Origin of the sequence: Legionella bozemanae, from assembly GCF_900450575.1 — a bacterium.
Classification (GTDB): domain Bacteria; phylum Pseudomonadota; class Gammaproteobacteria; order Legionellales; family Legionellaceae; genus Legionella; species Legionella bozemanae.
Genome location: NZ_UGGY01000001.1, coordinates 3,389,747 through 3,407,687, shown reverse-complemented (window position 1 = coordinate 3,407,687; position 17,941 = coordinate 3,389,747). Strand labels below are relative to the sequence as shown.

The window sequence follows — 17,941 nt, the reverse complement described above, 5'->3', positions numbered from 1 at the left end:
GATTGTCATGGGTTTATCATTATTAGAACTTTTAACATATCACGATAATGGGCAAATTACATTTGATGGTCTCATAAATGGCGAAAAAGCCACTTCATATCAGGAGTATTTGCTCGTTTTAGATAAGGTTACTCGTATTTGTGAGCATGAGGATGATGCTCCCTTAGCCAAAGCCCATGTGAAAAATTTAGCTAAAATTTTATTGAAAAAATTCCAAGAGCATCTTCGAGAAAACCAAAGTGATTGGTACGATAAAAGTAATCCAAAGATATATACAGTGGCCAAGCAACTAGAGGCTTTCGCTTATTTAACAGGGGAGCAAGAAGCAGTTCACTCAATATTGGAAGAATTCCCCTTATTGAAAGTAGTACAATGTGATTATGAATCTTATCTGTATGATAACTTTCTAAATAATGACGACCCACTTAAATTTAAAAATTTTGATCGCGATCTTCTTGTTTTACAAATGATAATTCGGGTGTTGGATCCGCGTTATATCAATCAACGCAATGAGCAAGTGTGCGGTGTAAATGCTTTTGTGCACCATATCGCCTTATTAAATCCATTGAAATACGTACAAATAGTAACTGAACTTGCTGCAAAAGGGATTTGTGATCTTAAAGAGTTCGCCGGGAAAGAAGGCGTATTACGAGTCGAAGTCACTGAAGGGGTTGCAAATAAAAAAAGTTCGGACGGAACTACAATTCACGATGCAGATCACATTATTTTAAATGGAATACGGTCGTCAGAAAATTCTATTGTTCACTACAGTGAAGAAGGAGCAGATTTGGCTAAAAAGCTTTTTGGTGTTACTTCACATCATGAAATCAATAACTGGATGCAACAAGCTGGATACAATCATGTGCACAATATTCCCATCCATCATAGAGCGGCAATAAAGCAGTTACAATTACTCATTCAAGATGGGTATATGGTAGGTTTTGCTGGCACAGGAAGTCTTGCAAAATATATTCTTGCCCCAGAACAAGGGGAGCCCAAAAATCAAAATGTTGTGCAACGATTTATGGATGGTCATTTTTTTATTATTAGAAACATTGAGTTTGATGAACAAAACGATAAGGTAAATATTCGTATTATGACTTGGGGAAAAGAACAATCAGCCTCAATTCCTTTCGATGTATGGACAAAGAATATAGGGCTTGTTGGAACAGCTGTGGTTGGTCAAGACCCTTATATGAATATTATGTTTCGCGCAAAAGCACGGGATATAGATGATATACAACGTACTACATATTGCTCCCCAGAGGCATATTGTTTGTATGTGAGAAATATCATTGAGGATTCACCCGGCTATGAGAAAATTAATAAACTATTAGACCAAGTGTTTAAACATGAAAATGGAATAACCTGGTATCAAGCTGCAAAAGGAATACAAGATGCCATTGAGGAATTACCCAGAGAAAAAGCACTTATGGTTCCTGCAAAAATCTCTATTATTCCCTCAGTGACACCAGAGATTAAAACGGAGTTTGATAGGATTCATCATATACATTGTCGTGCAAGAAAAATTGGTGCTTTGGAAAATTTAGGCATCCAAGATAATATTGAAGTCCAGCGCCAACTAATCCCCCTATACGCACAAGAAGGGCAATGGGATAAAATAAAAGGATTTTTAGCTGATATAAAAAGTTACAGCCACACTGATCGAGAAATAATATATGAAAGCCTTGAGCTTGGGTGTTGTTTAGTACTTGGGGGAGTAAAAGTTCCAAGCGATATAAAGGAATTAGTCGAAAAGAATACTCGCTTTCATTTTCAAGTAAGGGAATTAATTTTCGTATTAAGTGAGCTTACCGGACTACCCAAAGGAGGCCCTTTTACCTATGGGGTTCGAAGTAGATTATTAGAGGTTGTTAATCGCAGACTTGAGGAAGAAGGAAAAGCAAAAGTCCATAATCTGAGTCATGTTATTTTATATAAGAAAGATATTTATAATTTAGTATCATTACTCGATAGGGAAGTCCATAGAATGGATCCATCCCATAAAACGATGCGGAAAGAAAAATTAGAGAAATTTTGTACTTTGCTGATTAATAAAATTGAGAATAAAGACGCACCGCACGATAAAATGGATTTGCAATCTGTTTCTAATCTCCACTACAAATTACCTAGATTTTTACAAAAGCTATCTGAGTTTTTTTTAAAAGTAGCTTCGATTTTTGATAAAAACCTAATAACCAAGGATGTTGAAAAAATTAAGAATTTTAAAGAAGATTTAAATGGTTTTAAAGAAAATAATAAATCAGAGGGACACGCTGCAAGTTTGGCTCCAATGGTTGATAATATTTAAAGCGTTAATTGTCACTTTTGATAATTGTTTTTCATTTCAAACTTATATGAAATAGGAGCCGGGCAAATAAAAAATTTAGTAATGTATTGTTCTTATGTAGTACGGAACAAGGGATTAGCTATATCACTAGTCCCTTACTCACTGAGCGCTCATTAAATTCCTTTATCAAAAATTCGATTTTCTGTCCCAATTGATTTTTTCCAATTATTTTTTCAGAGGCTTTATAAAATGTTTGAGAAAAATAAGACATATAGCCTGTATTATTTTCGTCAGATTTACGCCGTTGGATGCTTTTTTCTTCAGAACTCATACTCGTTAATAATACTTTCATCAGTTCCTGGTATTCCGTATTGCTCTCATCTTTTTTAAATTGTGAATAAAGATTTCCTGCATTTTGCACATACTTCAAGATCAATCGTTTTTTTGTGTCAAAAATATCCCGCTCAACTTTACTGGTAGCAAGGTCAAATTCCTTTTCAAGAATATATTCATATAAGATAAATGAAAATTGATTGATCCAGGGAACATGTCTATTATTGCCAAAGAATGATGCATCCTTAATATCAGTAATGAGAGAGGGGCTGTTTTGAACCAATTCCTTTAATGCATTAATAAAATTGATTAGGCTGGATGTGAAAAAACTTTCATAAAGATCGGTGGTAAATGTAGTGCTATTTTCTTTATTATATTCTTTGACGGCAGTTACGACTTCCTTTGATATCGATTCAATTTCTTTTAAAATCTGTTCAAAATAAGTAGAATAATCATCGTCCTCAACATCTATTTCTTTAATCTTCTTGATTAAACATTTTGCAAATTCATTTCTTTGAATTAATAAGTCAGCTTCTTTACCTTTATATGTTTTTTCATCTGCTTGCACTTGGTAGGCATCCAATATTTTTTGACAATACCGGTGTGTAATATCCTTAAAAATTCCCATTATCCCTCTCTTTTTTAGTTCGTCAGAAAACACCCAAAAATCATTTATCTATTTCCGGGGATATCCATTCTCCTATTCACCGCTTTGTTTCTTTTCCAGCCGCGGTAATATGCCAGTTTTGGAATTCAAAAATGCAGCTTAAAAATCGTTAAGATAGTCATAGTGCCTAATATTAACTCATTGTAAGCTACAGGAAAAGTAATTGATTTTAGTTTCTTTTCTTGAGTATAAAGATTTTGAGCCCAAATGGAGATTGGTGATGTTGGTTAAATTTTTCAAAAACAAAAAAATCGAGATTAACCCTGCAAATAAATACCCTGAAATTTTATGTAACGCGCTGGAGGCTACAATGGGTGTGTGCATTGCCAGCACTTCTGCATCGGTTATCAATCCCTTAACCGCAAAAATAGGCAAAGAGCGAAAGGCTCAATATCATGAAAATAGCTTAACCGCAGTGAGGGAAGTAGGCGAAGTGAGATCTTTTTTCCTTAAAATTGCAAAATATTGTGAGGACCAAAAGATTGATTTTCTCGATGCGAGAGCGCCAATAAAATATACAATTTCTGCGCATAGAGCGGGAAATTGTGAACACCAAGCATTTTATTTGGCTGCATTACTAAAACAACAAAATATCCCTGCACTTATTTATGATATCGAAGACATTGAACATACAGTAGTTATCACAAAAAACTTTCTTCTTGATCCTTGGATAGGTGCGATTTTTTCACTTGCTGAAATAGATCTTTGTGAGTTTTATGGCTCATCGTTTAATATGAAGGCATCATGGTTGAATCAATTGTTAAGCAACAAGGAGTTCACTTATCATAAAAAGCTAAACAAAAAGACACTAGAATATTATTTTGCTCAAACCGAAGAGAAGAAAATATCCACTTGCTGCATCATTTTTTAAAATGGAGTTTTAGCGGCGAATGACTTAAGATTTTTGGATAAATTGATTTATAGAAATATTAGAGCGCAGTAAGGCAGGAATTATTTGACCTGTACTGTCACACGTAAGTTTTTTCTTGATATTTTCGAAATGTTTATCAACGGTGCGTTTTGATATTTCCAGAATATCGGCAATGCGTTGTATCTTAAAACCATGATAATAAAGATAAATGATCTCTTTTTCCTTCAAGGTCAGTTGTTTTGCTGACATGAAATTAAAAGGCAAGGTATTAAAATCAAAAACGGTGTCATTTACCATTTCCTGCAATTTAGTCTCTTTTTGTTTTAAAATGAATTCCTTCAAATTTAAAGAATTCTTTGAACCATGCGATTCTGCAAGTGAATTCATCTCAATGATTAAATCTTTAGGCAATATCAGAGTATTATCTTTGGTTAATAATCGTCTGCACCGAGTGGCCAGGTTTTGGCTAATGACTTTTAAGATATCTACGTTGTTAAGGGTAAAATTATTAGAGCGGTGAGAATCAGTAATCGATGCAAATGTATAGATTTCTGTGTAATTTTCCTCTTTATGGACAATATCAAAAAAATAAGCATATTTGTGATCAATTAAGACTTCTTTGATTGAATGGGGTAGAAGCTCATCATTCATAATATCTGAAGCATATAAGGTATCCGGAGTTGTAGTTATATTAGTGAAAATTTGTGTGGCAAATAAATCATTTTTTAAAAAAACATCGAGGAGCCATTTATCAGACATCAATTGCAAACAACGTCCATTCAAATCATAGTAGAAATAGCCCCAGGTAACGATGGGAGTATTTGCAAAAATATGCTGGTAGAGACCATCTAAATAAGAGGTATACATCTTCATGTTATTAAAAACCTTCATAGAAATACCCCATTTAAAAACAAAAACTGGCATATTTATTAGTATAGTCCCAATTAAATTTAATGGTATTGGCTCAATATCGCATGATACAGGATAATAATAATTAAGCGGGTCTCTCTTTTAAAAATGGTTTTAAAATCTTCCTCTGACGTTATTGATTTGGGGATATAATCTGGATTTATTGCTGCACGTCCTTCCCGCATCATGAACAACAAAGGAATTTGATTGGCGCTCTATAATTATGAATATCCAATAATTTTTCTAGGAATATAATGCACGAAAATCTTATATCCATTTTATTGAGTCCTATTACATTATTATTTCTTGTTAATTCATTTTTTTTGATTTTTGTTACCTCATTTGTTTGGGGTATTTTTCTTAACCTTAAATATACAAATTTCTTATTTCATTCATGTAAAACAAACAACCGATCTCCTATCTTCTTGAAGGCCGTATTCTTTTTTCCGCTTCTATTCATTGTATTAATCGCGGAGTGTAAATGGTCTTTGTTAGGCCAGGTGAATTTTTTTCCTTTACTCAGTTCTCCGTTTGTCCGATTTAATTTTATCGGTATTATTGTTTCTTTAATTGCTTTGATTTTTATTAAAAATTTAGATAAAGAGGAGGAAGTTACAGAATTTAAGATTCCCATTTTTTTTAGCACTTATGTGATTGTTTTGTATTTATTTTTCTTAATTATTCTTATGGCGACAATTATTACGCGTTTGAATGCCTTTCCTGATGGGTTCCTTAGGAATTACTCTTTTTCTACAGCGGAAAGAATTAATGAATACATTCTTTATGCATTATTTTTGCTCCATTTGATTTTAGTTTTCTTTGCTGTATCCATGAAGGCAGCCCAGAAAGTTCTGTTGTTATTGGGATATACTATTGCTCTGGCTTTTGCTTATTCAATTGTTTTCTAGGGTCTATTTGCATTTCCCCGGACTTGCTCCGGGGCAAAATGCAAACAAACCCTAATTACGAAAAAATAAGCGGGTGTTTTCTTCAGAAATGAGGAAAAGTAAGGAGACTCAATACGAGTCTCCATGTATTATTTAACAAAGGCTTTTTTGGGTGTATCAAAATTAAAGATTAATCCAAAAGCGACTTGTGCAGTATTGGGATAAATTCGGGCAATCTTAGTTACTCCGCCATTAGGCTCAAACACATGACTTTTTATCTTGGTGTAATTGATTTGACTGTAATCCATCATTAATGTCCAGCGAGGATCCAACAGATTATAACGAACTCCAGCACCATAGCGAATACCGCTGCGGTTTGATGTAGAACTTCTAACTGTTGGATCGGATTCCCTAATTTTTACGTGCCCATTTGCATACCCCACTCGTCCATAGGCCCAAAAAGAGTCTGAGAAAAAGTATCCAGGTAATATGCTGATGCCTTCACTATTTGGAATTGAAAAAGTAGTTTTGAGAAAGTTGCTGTGTATGAGTTCGTCGTTAACCAGGGTATATTTAACTGAGCTTATATTGGCGTTGGCTTCTGCTCCCAGATAAAAGTTTTTATACCTTAAACTATAACCCCCAAATAAAGTTCCGAACTCTCCGGTCCCGGAGAAGTGTTCTGTATCATAAACATTAAAAGCTCCTTCGCCTGCTGTATTGGAAATAGCTCCTAGCCTCGTTACATGAGATCGTTGCGTAAAATGAGCGCCTTCAGGTCCTACTCCTGCACCAAGGTAAAACCCTGAAAAACAAGGATTGGCTAATAATAAAGACACAAGACCGAGCAGTTTTGTTTTCCTTAACATATTATTCCTTAAAAATTGTTTTTTACCATGAGGTTATAGCATTTTCCACTGAATTATCATAACAATTATGGTTTGTTATAGATAGTCATTTTTACAGGTCAAATGCTTGGGCTAAATTCTTCTTTCTCCTCCTCAGCAATGTTTGCTTCTCCAAATGTATTCACAAGTGCTAATTGTCTTTGTTGATAGGCGAGCATAAGCCCATAAATACTATTAGAAGGGTGGGTGGAAAACATACCTATTTTTTTGGTGCTTCAATCAATTCTATCTTGTTTTCAGCAAGTTTTGCGAGTATATCAATTTTTGCTTCACTAATAAGGTTTGCTGCTTTTCTTAATAATTCAATTTTAAGCAAGGGTTCTTTTTCAAACACTATGGAATAAAAATGGTCTATTTCTGCTTTAATCCGCCCAATAATTTCTTTATTAATTTCGAATGTACTGTATAAAGTAGAATAATCATATTTCTCATAGAGAAGACCTGAAATAGTTTTGACGAGTGTATGCCAACTTCGATCATGCACTATCCAAAATATAGCATTGTTAGGAAAGTCTTTATAGCAATTTTGTAAATGAAGTGCTCCGGCTTCCAATAATCCAACCAATTTTATTTTGAGCGAGTCGATATCATACTTAAATTGATTTAATCCTTCATGTACTTTCTCAGTTCGCAATAAGGCTATGATTTCATTTTCTATTGTTTTTGCCTGTTTATGTAACGCAATTAAATCGACTTCCTCTGTAATTTGTTGTTTTAAATCATTCGCTGCGTCAATGTAATTTTGCAGCTGTTTAGTGGACATTCCTTGGTGATTATAGAGAGTAAAATAGGTTTCACCAACGCCCAAACATAGGCGATAAGCACCCAGTGCATAAGCAAATTGATGCATAAAAATTTGCGCCATTGGTGTGTAGGGTTTCTCTGGTTTAAAGAGATACAGGCCTTCTTGTTCGCGAAATTCCAGCGGCAAGCCGCTCTGTAAAACATGACTATCAAAAGCTGCTACAAGACTTGGATTTTTTTCTGTATCGATCATTGCTTGAGCCGTCTCTACTAATTGATGCTCATCGACCAGACATTTTTCCATGTTTTTTTGAACCAGATTGAAGCTAAAAACGATTTCTTCTCCTTTGGCAACTTCAGTGAGCTTTTGTGTTCGCCCTGGATTAAAAAAATAGTTCATTAATAATTTTCTTATGTCAAACATGGCCTTACGATAGTGCTCCAGCCGTGTAAAAATGGGCTGGGTTGCAGTGTTAATTTCTTGCTGGTAGCGCTCCAATTTTCCTTCCATAAACTTCCTCCTTTTTAGTCCCTTATTGATGCTTAATTTCTACAGGGCGACAGGTACGGTGTCAAGGTGTTTAATTTTTTCAATAAGATTTTATTAATCCTCAGCCAAGTGAAAAAGCTTTGTATGTGCTCCAATACGATTAGGGAGAATACAGTTGTCCGCAAAAAAAATTGAGTTTTTCAATTATTGTCTTTATTTCATAATGATTTGTTATTATAAAAATAAAGAAATTGCACGGGGTGCAGCAAGACGGGAGTAATGTGCACTTTTTCTGGTTTGCTTCCCGCATGTGAGTTAAAAAATAAAAAGAGATTTTAACTGAACATTTTTAAGGATGGACATGGATTTTAAAGAGAAAAAAGTTATTGTCACGGGGGCTAACCGCAGTATTGGTCAAAGAATAGCCGTAGTTTTTGCAGAGCAAGGCGCAGATGTTGTTATTAGTTACCACAGTGATGCACAAGGTGCGGAAGACACGATTCAAGCGATTAAAGCAACAGGGAGAAATGCAAAAGCATTTTATGCTGATTTTTCCAAAATGGACCATGTTGCAACTTTTGCCGAACAAGCGATGGAGTATTTAGGCTATGTGGATGTATTAGTTAATAATGCTGGCATGCTTTGTCGGGAAACGATATTTGAATTGCCCCCAGAAAAAATGCAGCAAGTTTTTCAGGTTAATACTATTTCGCCACTTTATTTAGCGCAATTGTGTGCCAAAAATATGGTGGAAAACGGCAAGAAGGGGTGTATTTTAAATATTTCTTCAATCAGCGGCATTATAACGATGACAAAGGGAATTGGTTATGGTGCTTCGAAGGCGGCACTGAATAAATGGACAAAACATGCTGCCGTCGATTTAGCACAATACGGCATCCGCGTGAATACGGTTGCGCCTGGTGTTATTGAAGCGGGAATGAATGAAGATACAGCTTCCAGTAACCCGGAATTGTGGCAATATTATGTGAGCAATATTCCTTTGCAAAGAGCCGGAACCCCTGATGATATTGCAAATATGGTTTTATTTCTGGCTTCAGAAAAAGCCAATTGGATCACCGGAAAAGTCATTGCAGTTGATGGAGGGCATGTTCTCTAAGAAAACCACCTTATCTTTAATAATAATCGGATTTTATGGTCATATTACAACCTTTTTGTTATAATTTATCACAAGATTAATGGTTGTGAGAATGAATCATGCAAATGAGAAGTGAAAGTGCAGAAAAAGAGCGACAAGGTGCAAAGTTTGTTGAATTGATAACTAATAAAATATTAGAAGCGATAAATTGTGCTCAGCATTATCGAGTGATGCGGTCGGGAGCGGACATTGTTATTCGAGAAAGCACGCAAAATCCTCCAATTCCACGTAGAAAAGAAAGGGCTGAGTTATTTTTGGCTTTTTTTCGTAAGGCAGCTGAAAAAGGGGCGTTTGAACTAAAGGACGCAGTAATAAAAGCTGAAGTTGACGGCGAGAAAGTAACGATTCCATGCGTAAAAATTTCTCATGTGAATATCGCAAAATTTGCTCAAGCACTTGGATTAACTTCCGGCTCTGCAAAAGTGGACGAAAAAATATGGAATGTAATTCCTGAGGGGATAAGGTTACGATGGGATCGATTTAGTAGCAAGATGCAGGAGCATATTGTTCAATGTTGTACTCCTCATGCGGATGCTGGGTTGCTTCAAACACTGAATACAGCAATATTTGGTAACTCCATGCGTTCTCCTATTGGTTTTAGCGTGCCCAAAATTCCAGTGCGATTACCCAATTCACGTTTGGAAGGTGGGGTCGGGAATGAGCTTTATGATTTAACAGAAATTCTCGCTATAAGGGAGCGCCATCCACAACGCCCTGAGTTACGACGTGATCCTATTACTCGTGATTATTTTTCTCTTGATGAAGTGGTGCCTGACACAGAAGCTCTGGAAAAAATACAACAAAAAGGGATGGGTATGTGCTGATACCCGCTCAGCGCATGCTAGCTATAGAAATTTCTTTATAGGTAGGGTGAATTTTTTGTGCCCTACCTTCTCATAGAGCAGTAATCGGTGGTCTGTAACGGCATAAGTACTCTTCAAAATTTTACTTGCAGCACTTTCTATAATCAACGTGCCAGAATTCTTAAGTTATGCGCACTTATTGACTCTCTTTCGATTATTTTTAACAAAATAAATCAAATAAAAACCAAATGATCACCAAATGTATTGACTGGTAAAAATTGATCCGCAATAATGGCTTTGCAACTATTAGTCAAGTTGATTTTAATTTGATTTTTATGGGAATTTATAGACAAGGAGTGTATACCATGCTGACAAGCTATCACATTAGATTGCTCATAGAAGAATGCCGCGAAATGGGTTGGAATGGACTTAATAACGGTATTACTGCTTCAATTCCGCAACTTCAAATTGATATTTTAAAACCACCGCATGACTTTGTAGGTGTTCAGGGTAATCCCGCTATCTTTATCAACAAAAGTACGTACAAACTATTAGGACACCTTCATAAAAATTGGGTCATGAACCAAACCATTGCTTTAAAGATAAGTTTTTTTGAACAAAAAAAGATTGATATGATTGGTGCGATTATTCATGAAGCAGGGCATGCTTTTAATGTTGCAGCAAAATCGCAAATACTGAAGCAAATGCATATATCTATGAAATCGAAGTCATGCGCAAACTATTAGAAACGAAAAGCCCTCTGCTGTTTGGTTGTACTTTCAGCGATATTCAATCGTTTTTTAAGAAGCGTCTTTCCTACTATAATAAAGGGGTTTCTGAGAATAAATATCTTGCGCAGCTGGTTGAAACGATTACACAAGAATTTAAACTTGAAGAAGACGCGCCATTGTCAGAACAAAAGAGTACGGAAAGCATTTCTATTTTTGTCGCAGGAACCTTGTTTTCCCAGAAACAATGGAATAAAGAAAAGGAAATAACGTTGACAAAAATGAAAAGGAATTTTTTCCATTGAACAATGAAATAGTAACAATCCAATGCTAATCGTATTTGTATGCCAGGCGTACAAATGTGATTGGCCCATCCAAATAGTAATGGCACTCGTTATTCCTGTCTATCCACATGTTAAAATTAAAAAAGTTAAACGAGTTAACATTCTCATAAGATATTCACTGAAATTGTTGCTTTTACGAACTTTATAAACTGGTGAATTCGTTTTGGTTAAGTTATTATTTATTTTCGAGGAGAGAATTGGCTGCAAAATATTCTAGGAGTTCGTTCCTATGAAACGTCTCATTTTATCGGTCTTCTGTAAGTTAGAATAGATTTAATGATTTTGTGGGTCAATGGAACGATTCAATTCTTCAATCTCATCGAGAATCTTTAAAAATTTTTCTCCAAAGGGGGTAACAAAATACTCCACTCTGGGCGGAATTTCATGAAAATCCTTCTTGCTAAGAATACCGAATTCAATATTTTTTCTGAGGCATTGATTTAAAACTTTTGTGGTGAGACCGTCAACGCGGCGCACCATTTCCCCGGGACGGTTAACGCCTTCTCGCAAAAGAGAATAAATGGTGAGTGACCATTTACAACCGTAAATTGTTTCAACCATTGTTGCTGTTTTTAGAGGTATTTTTTGCTTCAACTTTTTTCTTCAAATAATTCAATAATAGGTACCAATAAGTACCTAGTGTACCATTAAGTACCTACTTTTTTTAGGATTATATATTGCTCATACTCCACGGAACAGATTTTTATAAACTAAAAAGGTGAGGAATATGTGCAATCAAAATTTAGCGATTATTGTGGGGGGAGCCAGTGGAATGGGACTGGAAACAGCAAAAAGACTTGCAACAAGTGGCCTTGATCTCCTGATTACAGGAAGGGATGAACAAAAGCTAAAACATGCGATTGATGAACTAAAACAAATTGGAGACAAAATAGAATATTTAGTTAGTGATCTTTATGATCAAGCACATGTGACGCAATTTGTTATAAAAATAAAAAATGAAGCACGTGCAATAAAATATCTGGTTAATGCTGCCGGCTATTTTAAACCCATAAGCTTTTTAGACCATACAGAAGCCGATTATGATCTGCAAGTAAATCTCAACAAAGCATTCTTTTTTATTACTCAGGCTGTTGCAGCAAAAATGAAACAAAATGGAGGTGGTTCAATAGTTAATATTGGATCCATGTGGGCAAAGCAAGCGGTCAAGGCTACTCCTTCTTCAGCTTATTCCATGCAAAAAGCGGGACTTCATTCGTTGACGCAACATTTAGCTATGGAACTGGCAGATCACAACATCAGGGTGAATGCCGTAGCGCCTGCGGTAGTAGCGACCCCTATCTACAAGTCATTTATAGCCGAAGATAAAATTGAAACATCACTACAGGATTTTAATGAGTTTCATCCCCTTGGCAGGATAGGTAAAACAACGGATGTCGCTAACGCCATTGAATTCCTTCTCTCAGATAAAGCAAGCTGGATCACCGGAGAGATCATCAATGTCGATGGAGGTGTTATGGCTGGAAGAAATTAAACTCAATCTCCAGGTTTGTAGGGGTTATAATATTCGAGATTTAAGGGGCTGACACAAAGAGATTAAGTTAGCCCTATAATTCTTGTCTGTTGCATGATGTTTTTTGGTACTCAATTTATTTCTTATATTCTTTATACAATAGGCTATAATTATCCGTATATTACCCATTGCTTCTAATAATGGATTAAGATCTCATCAATGATTGAAGGAAGGTGGTTCTATGGCATTTGTAGAGGAAATAGTTCCTATCGCGCAGAAACGTCTTGTTAGTGTAAGAGATGATGCTCCATTACTGGAGGCTGCCAAATTCCTTGATGGCCGACATATCAATCTTGTCGTAATTTGTAACAAGGATGGAACAATGGTAGGTATAGTCACTCGAACGGATGTTGTTCGCATGATGGCGGTTTGCCAAGGTTGTGGCTGTACGGTTCCTGTTGGGACGGTGATGACCAAAGATGTTATTTACTGCCGCCCAAGCGACTTGTTGCGAGATGTATGGTCAACGATGAAGGAGCATAATCTTTTGCATGTTCCTATCATCGACGAGAATTCCAAACCATTAGGGGTAATTAACGCTCGTGATGTTCTTTTGGTACTTATGGAAAAAGCAGAATTTGAGAGTTCTATATTACGCGATTACGTCATGAACGTTGGATATAGATGATTTTATCATCTGGTGTTGCTTTGAAGCAAAAATTGCGACTCTTCTTGTGAGCATGAGGGATGCGCGTTTATTGCGGGAGTGCGCGATCGGCCGTTGGATTTGGCGGCCATACCTCGTCTCGATGTGGAAGTACAAAAGATTACTGATGCCCCGGCAATATCCTCTTATTTAGTATGAGAACGCTTAAAAAATTGCAGCATTTCATAAAAGACATATGGGCCTGCATCCCGATGATCGAGTGTGTCGCTGACTGATTGGATAAAGACAGCACTACTGTATTTTGTAAATTGTTCGTAAGCAATTTCAGCTCCATGGTAAGGAACATCCCTATCTCCTTTTGTGCCAACAAGCAGTAATGGTGCTGTTGGAGAAAAATCATAATGATTGAAATAGTTCTTCAATTTCTCTGAGTTGCTCGCTGTATGATTTAAGATAGCCTCAAAAAATTCCGGCTGAAAAATTAATGCTGGATTTTGCGGTAGCGCATCCAGTATTTCTTTGGTGGCATGGAGGCCGTCAAATAATTCTGGAATGAGGATATTGTAAGGGCTGACAAAGATTTGATTTAAATCAGCCCAATAATTTTTATAGGTTTGCAATGAATAGAAAAAATATGCTAAATACGCAGTAGCTCGTGGGCCCGGATTCAACATAATAAATTTCATGGTTTCATCCCAGTCATAAGGTGCAGACCCTAAAGCAACAGCAGTAACCGGTATATGTGGATATTGAGTGGCAAGTAACTCAAATAGGACCAAAGAGGAAAATCCGCCCTCTGAGTAACCGCCAATATAGAGTTGATCATTGAGTTCGATTTTTATAATTTTGGCAAGCTCTTTGGCCGCTAAAAGCATATTCACACTGCTGCTGGCCAATGTTTCATATTGTACATAAGGATGTAGAGGTAATTCATTATCCCCTAACCCAAGGTAATCGGGCATCACTGTCAGATAACCACCATGACTGGCAAACAAAGCAGGATACACATAATCGCCCTCTTTCATTCTGGAGGGAGCATCCTCGTGCTTGAAGCGGGTACCATGCTGATAACTGACAATTCCTAGCGTGTTTGTTACACGAGGTACAGCGACCAGGCCAGAAGCAATAGTTATCTGACTATCAGGAGCTGGAGTTTTATAGTTGATTTTATAAAGAGTCACCTCATAATTTGCTTCGAGTACATCAAGCGGTGGCATTTTTTTTAATGCCTTTTGCGCTATCTCTTTAGAAAATGTCCCTAGATAATTGTAATTAACTAGGATTTCCTTGTCGTTTTCGAGTGATTGGCTATAAGACGTGATGCTTAAAAAGAAATAGAAAAAGAAGAAAATTATTTTTTTAAAAGTGACCATAGTGATTTATTTCCAAGTAAGTTTTTAAGATACAAAAGACGAGTAAATTGGGAAATTCTATGCCCAGATTCAACTTTTTCCATATCATTGTCAATTGTCAATTTCTTAACTCTTTTTAATCTTATCTTGCTTATACTGTTCCACCATCAAATAAGTAATAAGATGTGGGATGGCATTGCCTGCGCAACCTGAATTTTCAAATACACAAACTACTTTATTTCAACCAGCAAGAGACCTCACCGAGTTAAAAGAAGAGTGGATGATGGGGCTCGGTGTATGGCTGCAATTTGATTTAAAATAAGAATGCGCTTTTATTTTTATAGGTGTTAAAGAGGGGATTTTGTCCTTCTTTTTCTATACCACATTGCGCTATTTTCGTAAGGCAATTAAGCTGTTATCGCTTTTCCAGGGATTTACTGTAAGTGAGTATTTTCATTTTCGACAGAACCCATTAGAGTGTTGGTAATTATCTGCGGGAACTTCATAGATGCTCTTGGCTTTTCTACATGATTTTTAAAAGGAATTTATTATGACAACAACATTGGTATCTGGATTTGCTCGTTCATTTATATCCGGTCAGCCCATTGTGGATGCAACGATTACGGTACTTGAAAATGATCAGTTACAATTTAAGACGGACTCTTCTGGGAAATTTGGACCATTTGAGTGGCCTGTTGGAACGTCTCTTACTTTAGTTTTTGAAAAGCCCGGATCTTTTTGGTCAGGATATAAAAAGATACAAACAGCAACTCTGACTGTTCCTCCTGAGGGAATAAATAATGAGAACTTCCTAAAAAATATTTCATTCCAAGTTCCTTCCAATATGGCGTATAAATTTCTTTCTTTTGCAATGGGCGAAACGGAAGATCCTCTAGCCTGCCAGATTGCGGCAACGGTTACTCCGCCTAATACCACTCTGGATGATATCCCCCAAGGAGTCGAGGGCGTTACGGTGTCGTTGTCTCCTAAAGTCGATGCAAAAACCTTTTATTTTGGTATTTTTCCAATTATTCATAAAACCAATCCTTTTATCAAAACATTAAAAGCGACTTCTTTAGATGGTGGTGTCGCTTTTATCAACGTCCCGCCCGGTGATTACACTATGAAGGCTGAAAAGGATAACATTCCATTTTCCGAGGTAAAAATTAAAGCACGTGAAGGAATGATTGTGAATGCAAGCCCGCCACAGGGACCTACTATGCTCCAAGAGCTTAAAACAAATGAGAAAGAAAAAAAATCAAATCAATTTAGTTTTTTTAAACCTGCTGTGGCACTCGGCATCGCCGCTGTAGGCGTCCTTGCTGCAACTGCATTAAGCAGAGCCAGTATTTCGCCATAAAATGCGCAATGTGATCTATAATTATAGAAATTTATTATTTTCCGATTTTTGAAAATGGAAGAAAAAGTTGAAACGGTACCCAGTAAGCCTGAAAATTCAGTTCCTTTCTTTGGCAAACATGTCAAACTAATTCACTTAATGAAAGCATTAAATTACATCGGTAGCGAACGAGGGACATGTGAGGGTATTGCTTATATGGGAATGCAAGCTGTTTTTACAAATGAATTAGAAGTTTTTAACCAAAGAGTCAATCGTTTATTAGAAATTCCTCTTGATGATTTTAAAAAAACAGTGGAGGCTTTATTAAATAATGGAGCTGAGGGAACCGAAAAAACTTTGCTAAGAGGTATTTTGGAAGATTACTTAAGGTCGAAGGATCTTCTTATTGATACCCTTGCTTTTTTTGATGGCGTTGAACTGCATCAACAACGTATTCTATATCCACATTTATTTGATGGCACAGAACCACTCACGCAAGGTAGCTTCGTCAAATTAACGATCCCTCAAAAACTTAAAGACCAAGGGGAAATTGTTTCTTTGCCGCAGCATCTATCTGGTGTTTATAAACAGGATGAATTGACAACTGACTATTTTGCTCTTCTAAGAGAAAAAATTAATATCATGGTTCCCAAACCCACAGAACCTATATGTCTTTCTATTTCTGGATTTGGGCTACAACATGCTATTGTAGTTTCCTATGATCCTCAACATGATAAATGGACTCTTATCGATGCGAATACTCCCCCGTCTCAAGAATATACTGATGATGCTGCAATTGCTGAGGCTTTAATAAAGGCGTGTTCGAAAAATGAAATTGCGGCAATTCATACTCAAGTGTACACTTTTGCAGGAAATGAATACCTGGAGCGGGTATTAACGAGTTGGATGCAGGAAGTGCAGAACCGAGCGAAAAGGAATATTGAAAATAAAGCTCAATGGAGTGATTCTTATGGAGGAACTTGGCTGATTGCTGCTATCCGTGCGAAAAATTATGAACTTATTCCTCATTTAATAGCTCACGGGGCGTATGTTAATAAACCGAGGGATACTGATAACTGTACTCCCCTAACCATCGCAGTACTCTTAAAAAATAGGGATAGTGTCGAATTACTTTTAAAAAATGGTGCAGAGCCGAATTTTCGTACCGGTCCTTATGCTCTTACTTCTTTTGAGCATGCAATAACAACAAACGATTATAATTTGGTAAAATTAATGCTTGAACATGGTGCAAAACTCGCTAAGAATCCATATGGAAAATTAAATGTCAATACTGCAATAGAAAAAGGTCACCTTGAAAGTCTCAAAGCGATACTCGAGCATGGTTTTGATCCCAATGCAATTGCTCCGGAAGATGATAATCCCCTGCTTTGGGCTGTCAAGAATGCTCAATTTGAAGTTGCCAGGCTATTACTTGAATATGGAGCTGATCCGGAACAAGAGGATGATCTTCAGAGAAAATCCGCACGTCAATTTGCAGAAGAAAATAATTTAAAAGAGTTTTTAGAGCTTTTCAATAATCCTCCTCCCAGAAAAGAAATAACTCATGAACAGGCTACTCAGAAAGAGGCTCCTTCATCAGATAATGATCACGCAATAAATGATTTTATTGACGATCTGAAAAAATATTGTCAGACACGTCGTGCAGAATGGAGCCTGCCGAAGTGGATGCATGTCAATGAAAAGTCTGCGCAATATAAAACGAATCTCATTACCTTAAAATTTGGATTCAGTGTTGAAGATAAAATAAAGGCTGCAGAAAAACTAATTGCTGCATTGGAAAACAAAAAAGCAAGAGAACGACTCACCGATTTTGATATTGCCGCGTTACTTAACTCCCGATTGTATTCAACCGTAGTAAAAAAACATGAGCGTTTCTTTGATCAAGTTGAAGAAGTTCAGGCATATAAAAATAAAGCCGAGCAATTAGCGAATACACCGCAGAATCCTGCAGCGTGACATGT

The 17,941-nt window shown here is 36.4% G+C and carries 19 protein-coding genes; 12 read left to right on the top strand and 7 right to left on the bottom strand.

Annotated features, from left to right (window positions below; genetic code table 11):
- Window positions 1-7: 7 nt before the first annotated feature.
- The gene (locus DY223_RS15170) at window positions 8-2,311 is read left to right on the top strand and encodes a hypothetical protein (protein WP_058458240.1); all 2,304 of its coding nucleotides are present in this window, start codon (window positions 8-10) and stop codon (window positions 2,309-2,311) included.
- 118 nt (window positions 2,312-2,429) lie between these two features.
- On the opposite strand, the gene DY223_RS15165 is transcribed toward DY223_RS15170, so the two are convergent.
- Window positions 2,430-3,191: a hypothetical protein gene (locus DY223_RS15165; protein ID WP_276527734.1), complete on the bottom strand. Its 762-nt coding sequence runs from the start codon at window positions 3,189-3,191 to the stop codon at window positions 2,430-2,432.
- A gap of 319 nt (window positions 3,192-3,510) precedes the next feature.
- Between DY223_RS15165 and DY223_RS15160 the strand changes: the two genes are divergently transcribed.
- Window positions 3,511-4,161, top strand: a complete 651-nt coding sequence (locus tag DY223_RS15160) for a hypothetical protein (protein WP_082642394.1) — start codon at window positions 3,511-3,513, stop codon at window positions 4,159-4,161.
- Window positions 4,162-4,185: 24 nt separating this feature from the next.
- Here DY223_RS15160 and DY223_RS15155 read toward each other — a convergent pair whose 3' ends face one another.
- Window positions 4,186-5,052 carry a helix-turn-helix transcriptional regulator gene (locus DY223_RS15155; RefSeq protein WP_058458238.1) on the bottom strand — a complete coding sequence of 289 codons (867 nt, stop codon included), beginning with the start codon at window positions 5,050-5,052 and terminating at the stop codon, window positions 4,186-4,188.
- 272 nt (window positions 5,053-5,324) lie between these two features.
- Here DY223_RS15155 and DY223_RS15150 point away from each other — a divergent pair, with 272 nt between their 5' ends.
- Window positions 5,325-5,978 (top strand): hypothetical protein, encoded by a 654-nt coding sequence (locus DY223_RS15150; RefSeq protein ID WP_058458237.1) that lies wholly within the window; start codon window positions 5,325-5,327, stop codon window positions 5,976-5,978.
- Window positions 5,979-6,106: 128 nt separating this feature from the next.
- Here the strand turns inward: DY223_RS15150 and DY223_RS15145 are convergent, their stop codons facing one another.
- From DY223_RS15145 to DY223_RS15140, 3 genes are all read right to left on the bottom strand, one after another.
- On the bottom strand, window positions 6,107-6,826 hold the full coding sequence (locus DY223_RS15145; RefSeq protein WP_058458236.1) for an outer membrane protein: 720 nt from the start codon (window positions 6,824-6,826) through the stop codon (window positions 6,107-6,109).
- A gap of 98 nt (window positions 6,827-6,924) precedes the next feature.
- Window positions 6,925-7,062 carry a hypothetical protein gene (locus DY223_RS19550; protein ID WP_259293209.1) on the bottom strand — a complete coding sequence of 46 codons (138 nt, stop codon included), beginning with the start codon at window positions 7,060-7,062 and terminating at the stop codon, window positions 6,925-6,927.
- A gap of 2 nt (window positions 7,063-7,064) precedes the next feature.
- A complete protein-coding gene (locus DY223_RS15140; protein ID WP_259293208.1) occupies window positions 7,065-8,120 on the bottom strand; it encodes a hypothetical protein in 1,056 nt (351 codons plus the stop codon).
- A 340-nt stretch (window positions 8,121-8,460) separates the two neighbouring features.
- On the opposite strand from DY223_RS15140, the gene DY223_RS15135 reads away from it, so the two are divergent.
- The 4 genes from DY223_RS15135 to DY223_RS15120 all read left to right on the top strand — a co-directional run bounded on the left by DY223_RS15135 (window position 8,461) and on the right by DY223_RS15120 (window position 11,091).
- A complete protein-coding gene (locus DY223_RS15135; RefSeq protein ID WP_058458234.1) occupies window positions 8,461-9,216 on the top strand; it encodes an SDR family NAD(P)-dependent oxidoreductase in 756 nt (251 codons plus the stop codon).
- Window positions 9,217-9,320: 104 nt separating this feature from the next.
- Window positions 9,321-10,079 carry a hypothetical protein gene (locus tag DY223_RS15130; protein WP_058458233.1) on the top strand — a complete coding sequence of 253 codons (759 nt, stop codon included), beginning with the start codon at window positions 9,321-9,323 and terminating at the stop codon, window positions 10,077-10,079.
- A 344-nt stretch (window positions 10,080-10,423) separates the two neighbouring features.
- Window positions 10,424-10,804, top strand: coding sequence for a hypothetical protein (locus DY223_RS15125; RefSeq protein WP_058458232.1), 381 nt, complete (start codon window positions 10,424-10,426; stop codon window positions 10,802-10,804).
- Complete coding sequence (locus tag DY223_RS15120) at window positions 10,789-11,091, top strand: hypothetical protein (protein ID WP_058458231.1); 303 nt, start codon at window positions 10,789-10,791, stop codon at window positions 11,089-11,091. Before DY223_RS15125 ends, DY223_RS15120 begins: the two co-directional genes overlap by 16 nt.
- Before the next feature lie 312 nt (window positions 11,092-11,403).
- Here DY223_RS15120 and DY223_RS15115 read toward each other — a convergent pair whose 3' ends face one another.
- On the bottom strand, window positions 11,404-11,724 hold the full coding sequence (locus tag DY223_RS15115) for a winged helix-turn-helix transcriptional regulator (RefSeq protein ID WP_235810463.1): 321 nt from the start codon (window positions 11,722-11,724) through the stop codon (window positions 11,404-11,406).
- Between the two features lie 133 nt (window positions 11,725-11,857).
- Here DY223_RS15115 and DY223_RS15110 point away from each other — a divergent pair, with 133 nt between their 5' ends.
- Both DY223_RS15110 and DY223_RS15105 read left to right on the top strand, forming a co-directional pair.
- Complete coding sequence (locus DY223_RS15110; RefSeq protein WP_058458230.1) at window positions 11,858-12,622, top strand: SDR family NAD(P)-dependent oxidoreductase; 765 nt, start codon at window positions 11,858-11,860, stop codon at window positions 12,620-12,622.
- Between the two features lie 220 nt (window positions 12,623-12,842).
- Window positions 12,843-13,289, top strand: coding sequence for a CBS domain-containing protein (locus DY223_RS15105; protein ID WP_058458229.1), 447 nt, complete (start codon window positions 12,843-12,845; stop codon window positions 13,287-13,289).
- 164 nt (window positions 13,290-13,453) lie between these two features.
- Here DY223_RS15105 and DY223_RS15100 read toward each other — a convergent pair whose 3' ends face one another.
- Entirely contained in the window at window positions 13,454-14,641 is a 1,188-nt protein-coding gene (locus DY223_RS15100; RefSeq protein ID WP_058458228.1) for an alpha/beta hydrolase, read from the bottom strand.
- 169 nt (window positions 14,642-14,810) lie between these two features.
- Here DY223_RS15100 and DY223_RS19545 point away from each other — a divergent pair, with 169 nt between their 5' ends.
- From DY223_RS19545 to DY223_RS15090, 3 genes are all read left to right on the top strand, one after another.
- A complete protein-coding gene (locus tag DY223_RS19545) occupies window positions 14,811-14,942 on the top strand; it encodes a hypothetical protein (protein WP_259293091.1) in 132 nt (43 codons plus the stop codon).
- Between the two features lie 228 nt (window positions 14,943-15,170).
- On the top strand, window positions 15,171-15,980 hold the full coding sequence (locus DY223_RS15095) for a hypothetical protein (protein ID WP_058458227.1): 810 nt from the start codon (window positions 15,171-15,173) through the stop codon (window positions 15,978-15,980).
- 54 nt (window positions 15,981-16,034) lie between these two features.
- Entirely contained in the window at window positions 16,035-17,936 is a 1,902-nt protein-coding gene (locus DY223_RS15090) for an ankyrin repeat domain-containing protein (protein WP_058458226.1), read from the top strand.
- The last annotated feature ends 5 nt before the right edge of the window (window positions 17,937-17,941 follow it).

What these genes read in the sequence shown, in the direction of transcription:
- DY223_RS15170 (WP_058458240.1), top strand. Translation starts at nt 8, where the DNA reads ATGGGTTTATCATTATTAGAACTTTTAACATATCACGATAATGGGCAA.
- DY223_RS15160 (WP_082642394.1), top strand. Translation starts at nt 3,511, where the DNA reads ATGTTGGTTAAATTTTTCAAAAACAAAAAAATCGAGATTAACCCTGCA.
- DY223_RS15155 (WP_058458238.1), bottom strand. Translation starts at nt 5,052, where the DNA reads ATGAAGGTTTTTAATAACATGAAGATGTATACCTCTTATTTAGATGGT.
- DY223_RS15150 (WP_058458237.1), top strand. Translation starts at nt 5,325, where the DNA reads ATGCACGAAAATCTTATATCCATTTTATTGAGTCCTATTACATTATTA.
- DY223_RS15145 (WP_058458236.1), bottom strand. Translation starts at nt 6,826, where the DNA reads ATGTTAAGGAAAACAAAACTGCTCGGTCTTGTGTCTTTATTATTAGCC.
- DY223_RS19550 (WP_259293209.1), bottom strand. Translation starts at nt 7,062, where the DNA reads ATGTTTTCCACCCACCCTTCTAATAGTATTTATGGGCTTATGCTCGCC.
- DY223_RS15140 (WP_259293208.1), bottom strand. Translation starts at nt 8,120, where the DNA reads ATGGAAGGAAAATTGGAGCGCTACCAGCAAGAAATTAACACTGCAACC.
- DY223_RS15135 (WP_058458234.1), top strand. Translation starts at nt 8,461, where the DNA reads ATGGATTTTAAAGAGAAAAAAGTTATTGTCACGGGGGCTAACCGCAGT.
- DY223_RS15130 (WP_058458233.1), top strand. Translation starts at nt 9,321, where the DNA reads ATGAGAAGTGAAAGTGCAGAAAAAGAGCGACAAGGTGCAAAGTTTGTT.
- DY223_RS15125 (WP_058458232.1), top strand. Translation starts at nt 10,424, where the DNA reads ATGCTGACAAGCTATCACATTAGATTGCTCATAGAAGAATGCCGCGAA.
- DY223_RS15120 (WP_058458231.1), top strand. Translation starts at nt 10,789, where the DNA reads ATGCGCAAACTATTAGAAACGAAAAGCCCTCTGCTGTTTGGTTGTACT.
- DY223_RS15110 (WP_058458230.1), top strand. Translation starts at nt 11,858, where the DNA reads ATGTGCAATCAAAATTTAGCGATTATTGTGGGGGGAGCCAGTGGAATG.
- DY223_RS15105 (WP_058458229.1), top strand. Translation starts at nt 12,843, where the DNA reads ATGGCATTTGTAGAGGAAATAGTTCCTATCGCGCAGAAACGTCTTGTT.
- DY223_RS15100 (WP_058458228.1), bottom strand. Translation starts at nt 14,641, where the DNA reads ATGGTCACTTTTAAAAAAATAATTTTCTTCTTTTTCTATTTCTTTTTA.
- DY223_RS19545 (WP_259293091.1), top strand. Translation starts at nt 14,811, where the DNA reads ATGGCATTGCCTGCGCAACCTGAATTTTCAAATACACAAACTACTTTA.
- DY223_RS15095 (WP_058458227.1), top strand. Translation starts at nt 15,171, where the DNA reads ATGACAACAACATTGGTATCTGGATTTGCTCGTTCATTTATATCCGGT.
- DY223_RS15090 (WP_058458226.1), top strand. Translation starts at nt 16,035, where the DNA reads ATGGAAGAAAAAGTTGAAACGGTACCCAGTAAGCCTGAAAATTCAGTT.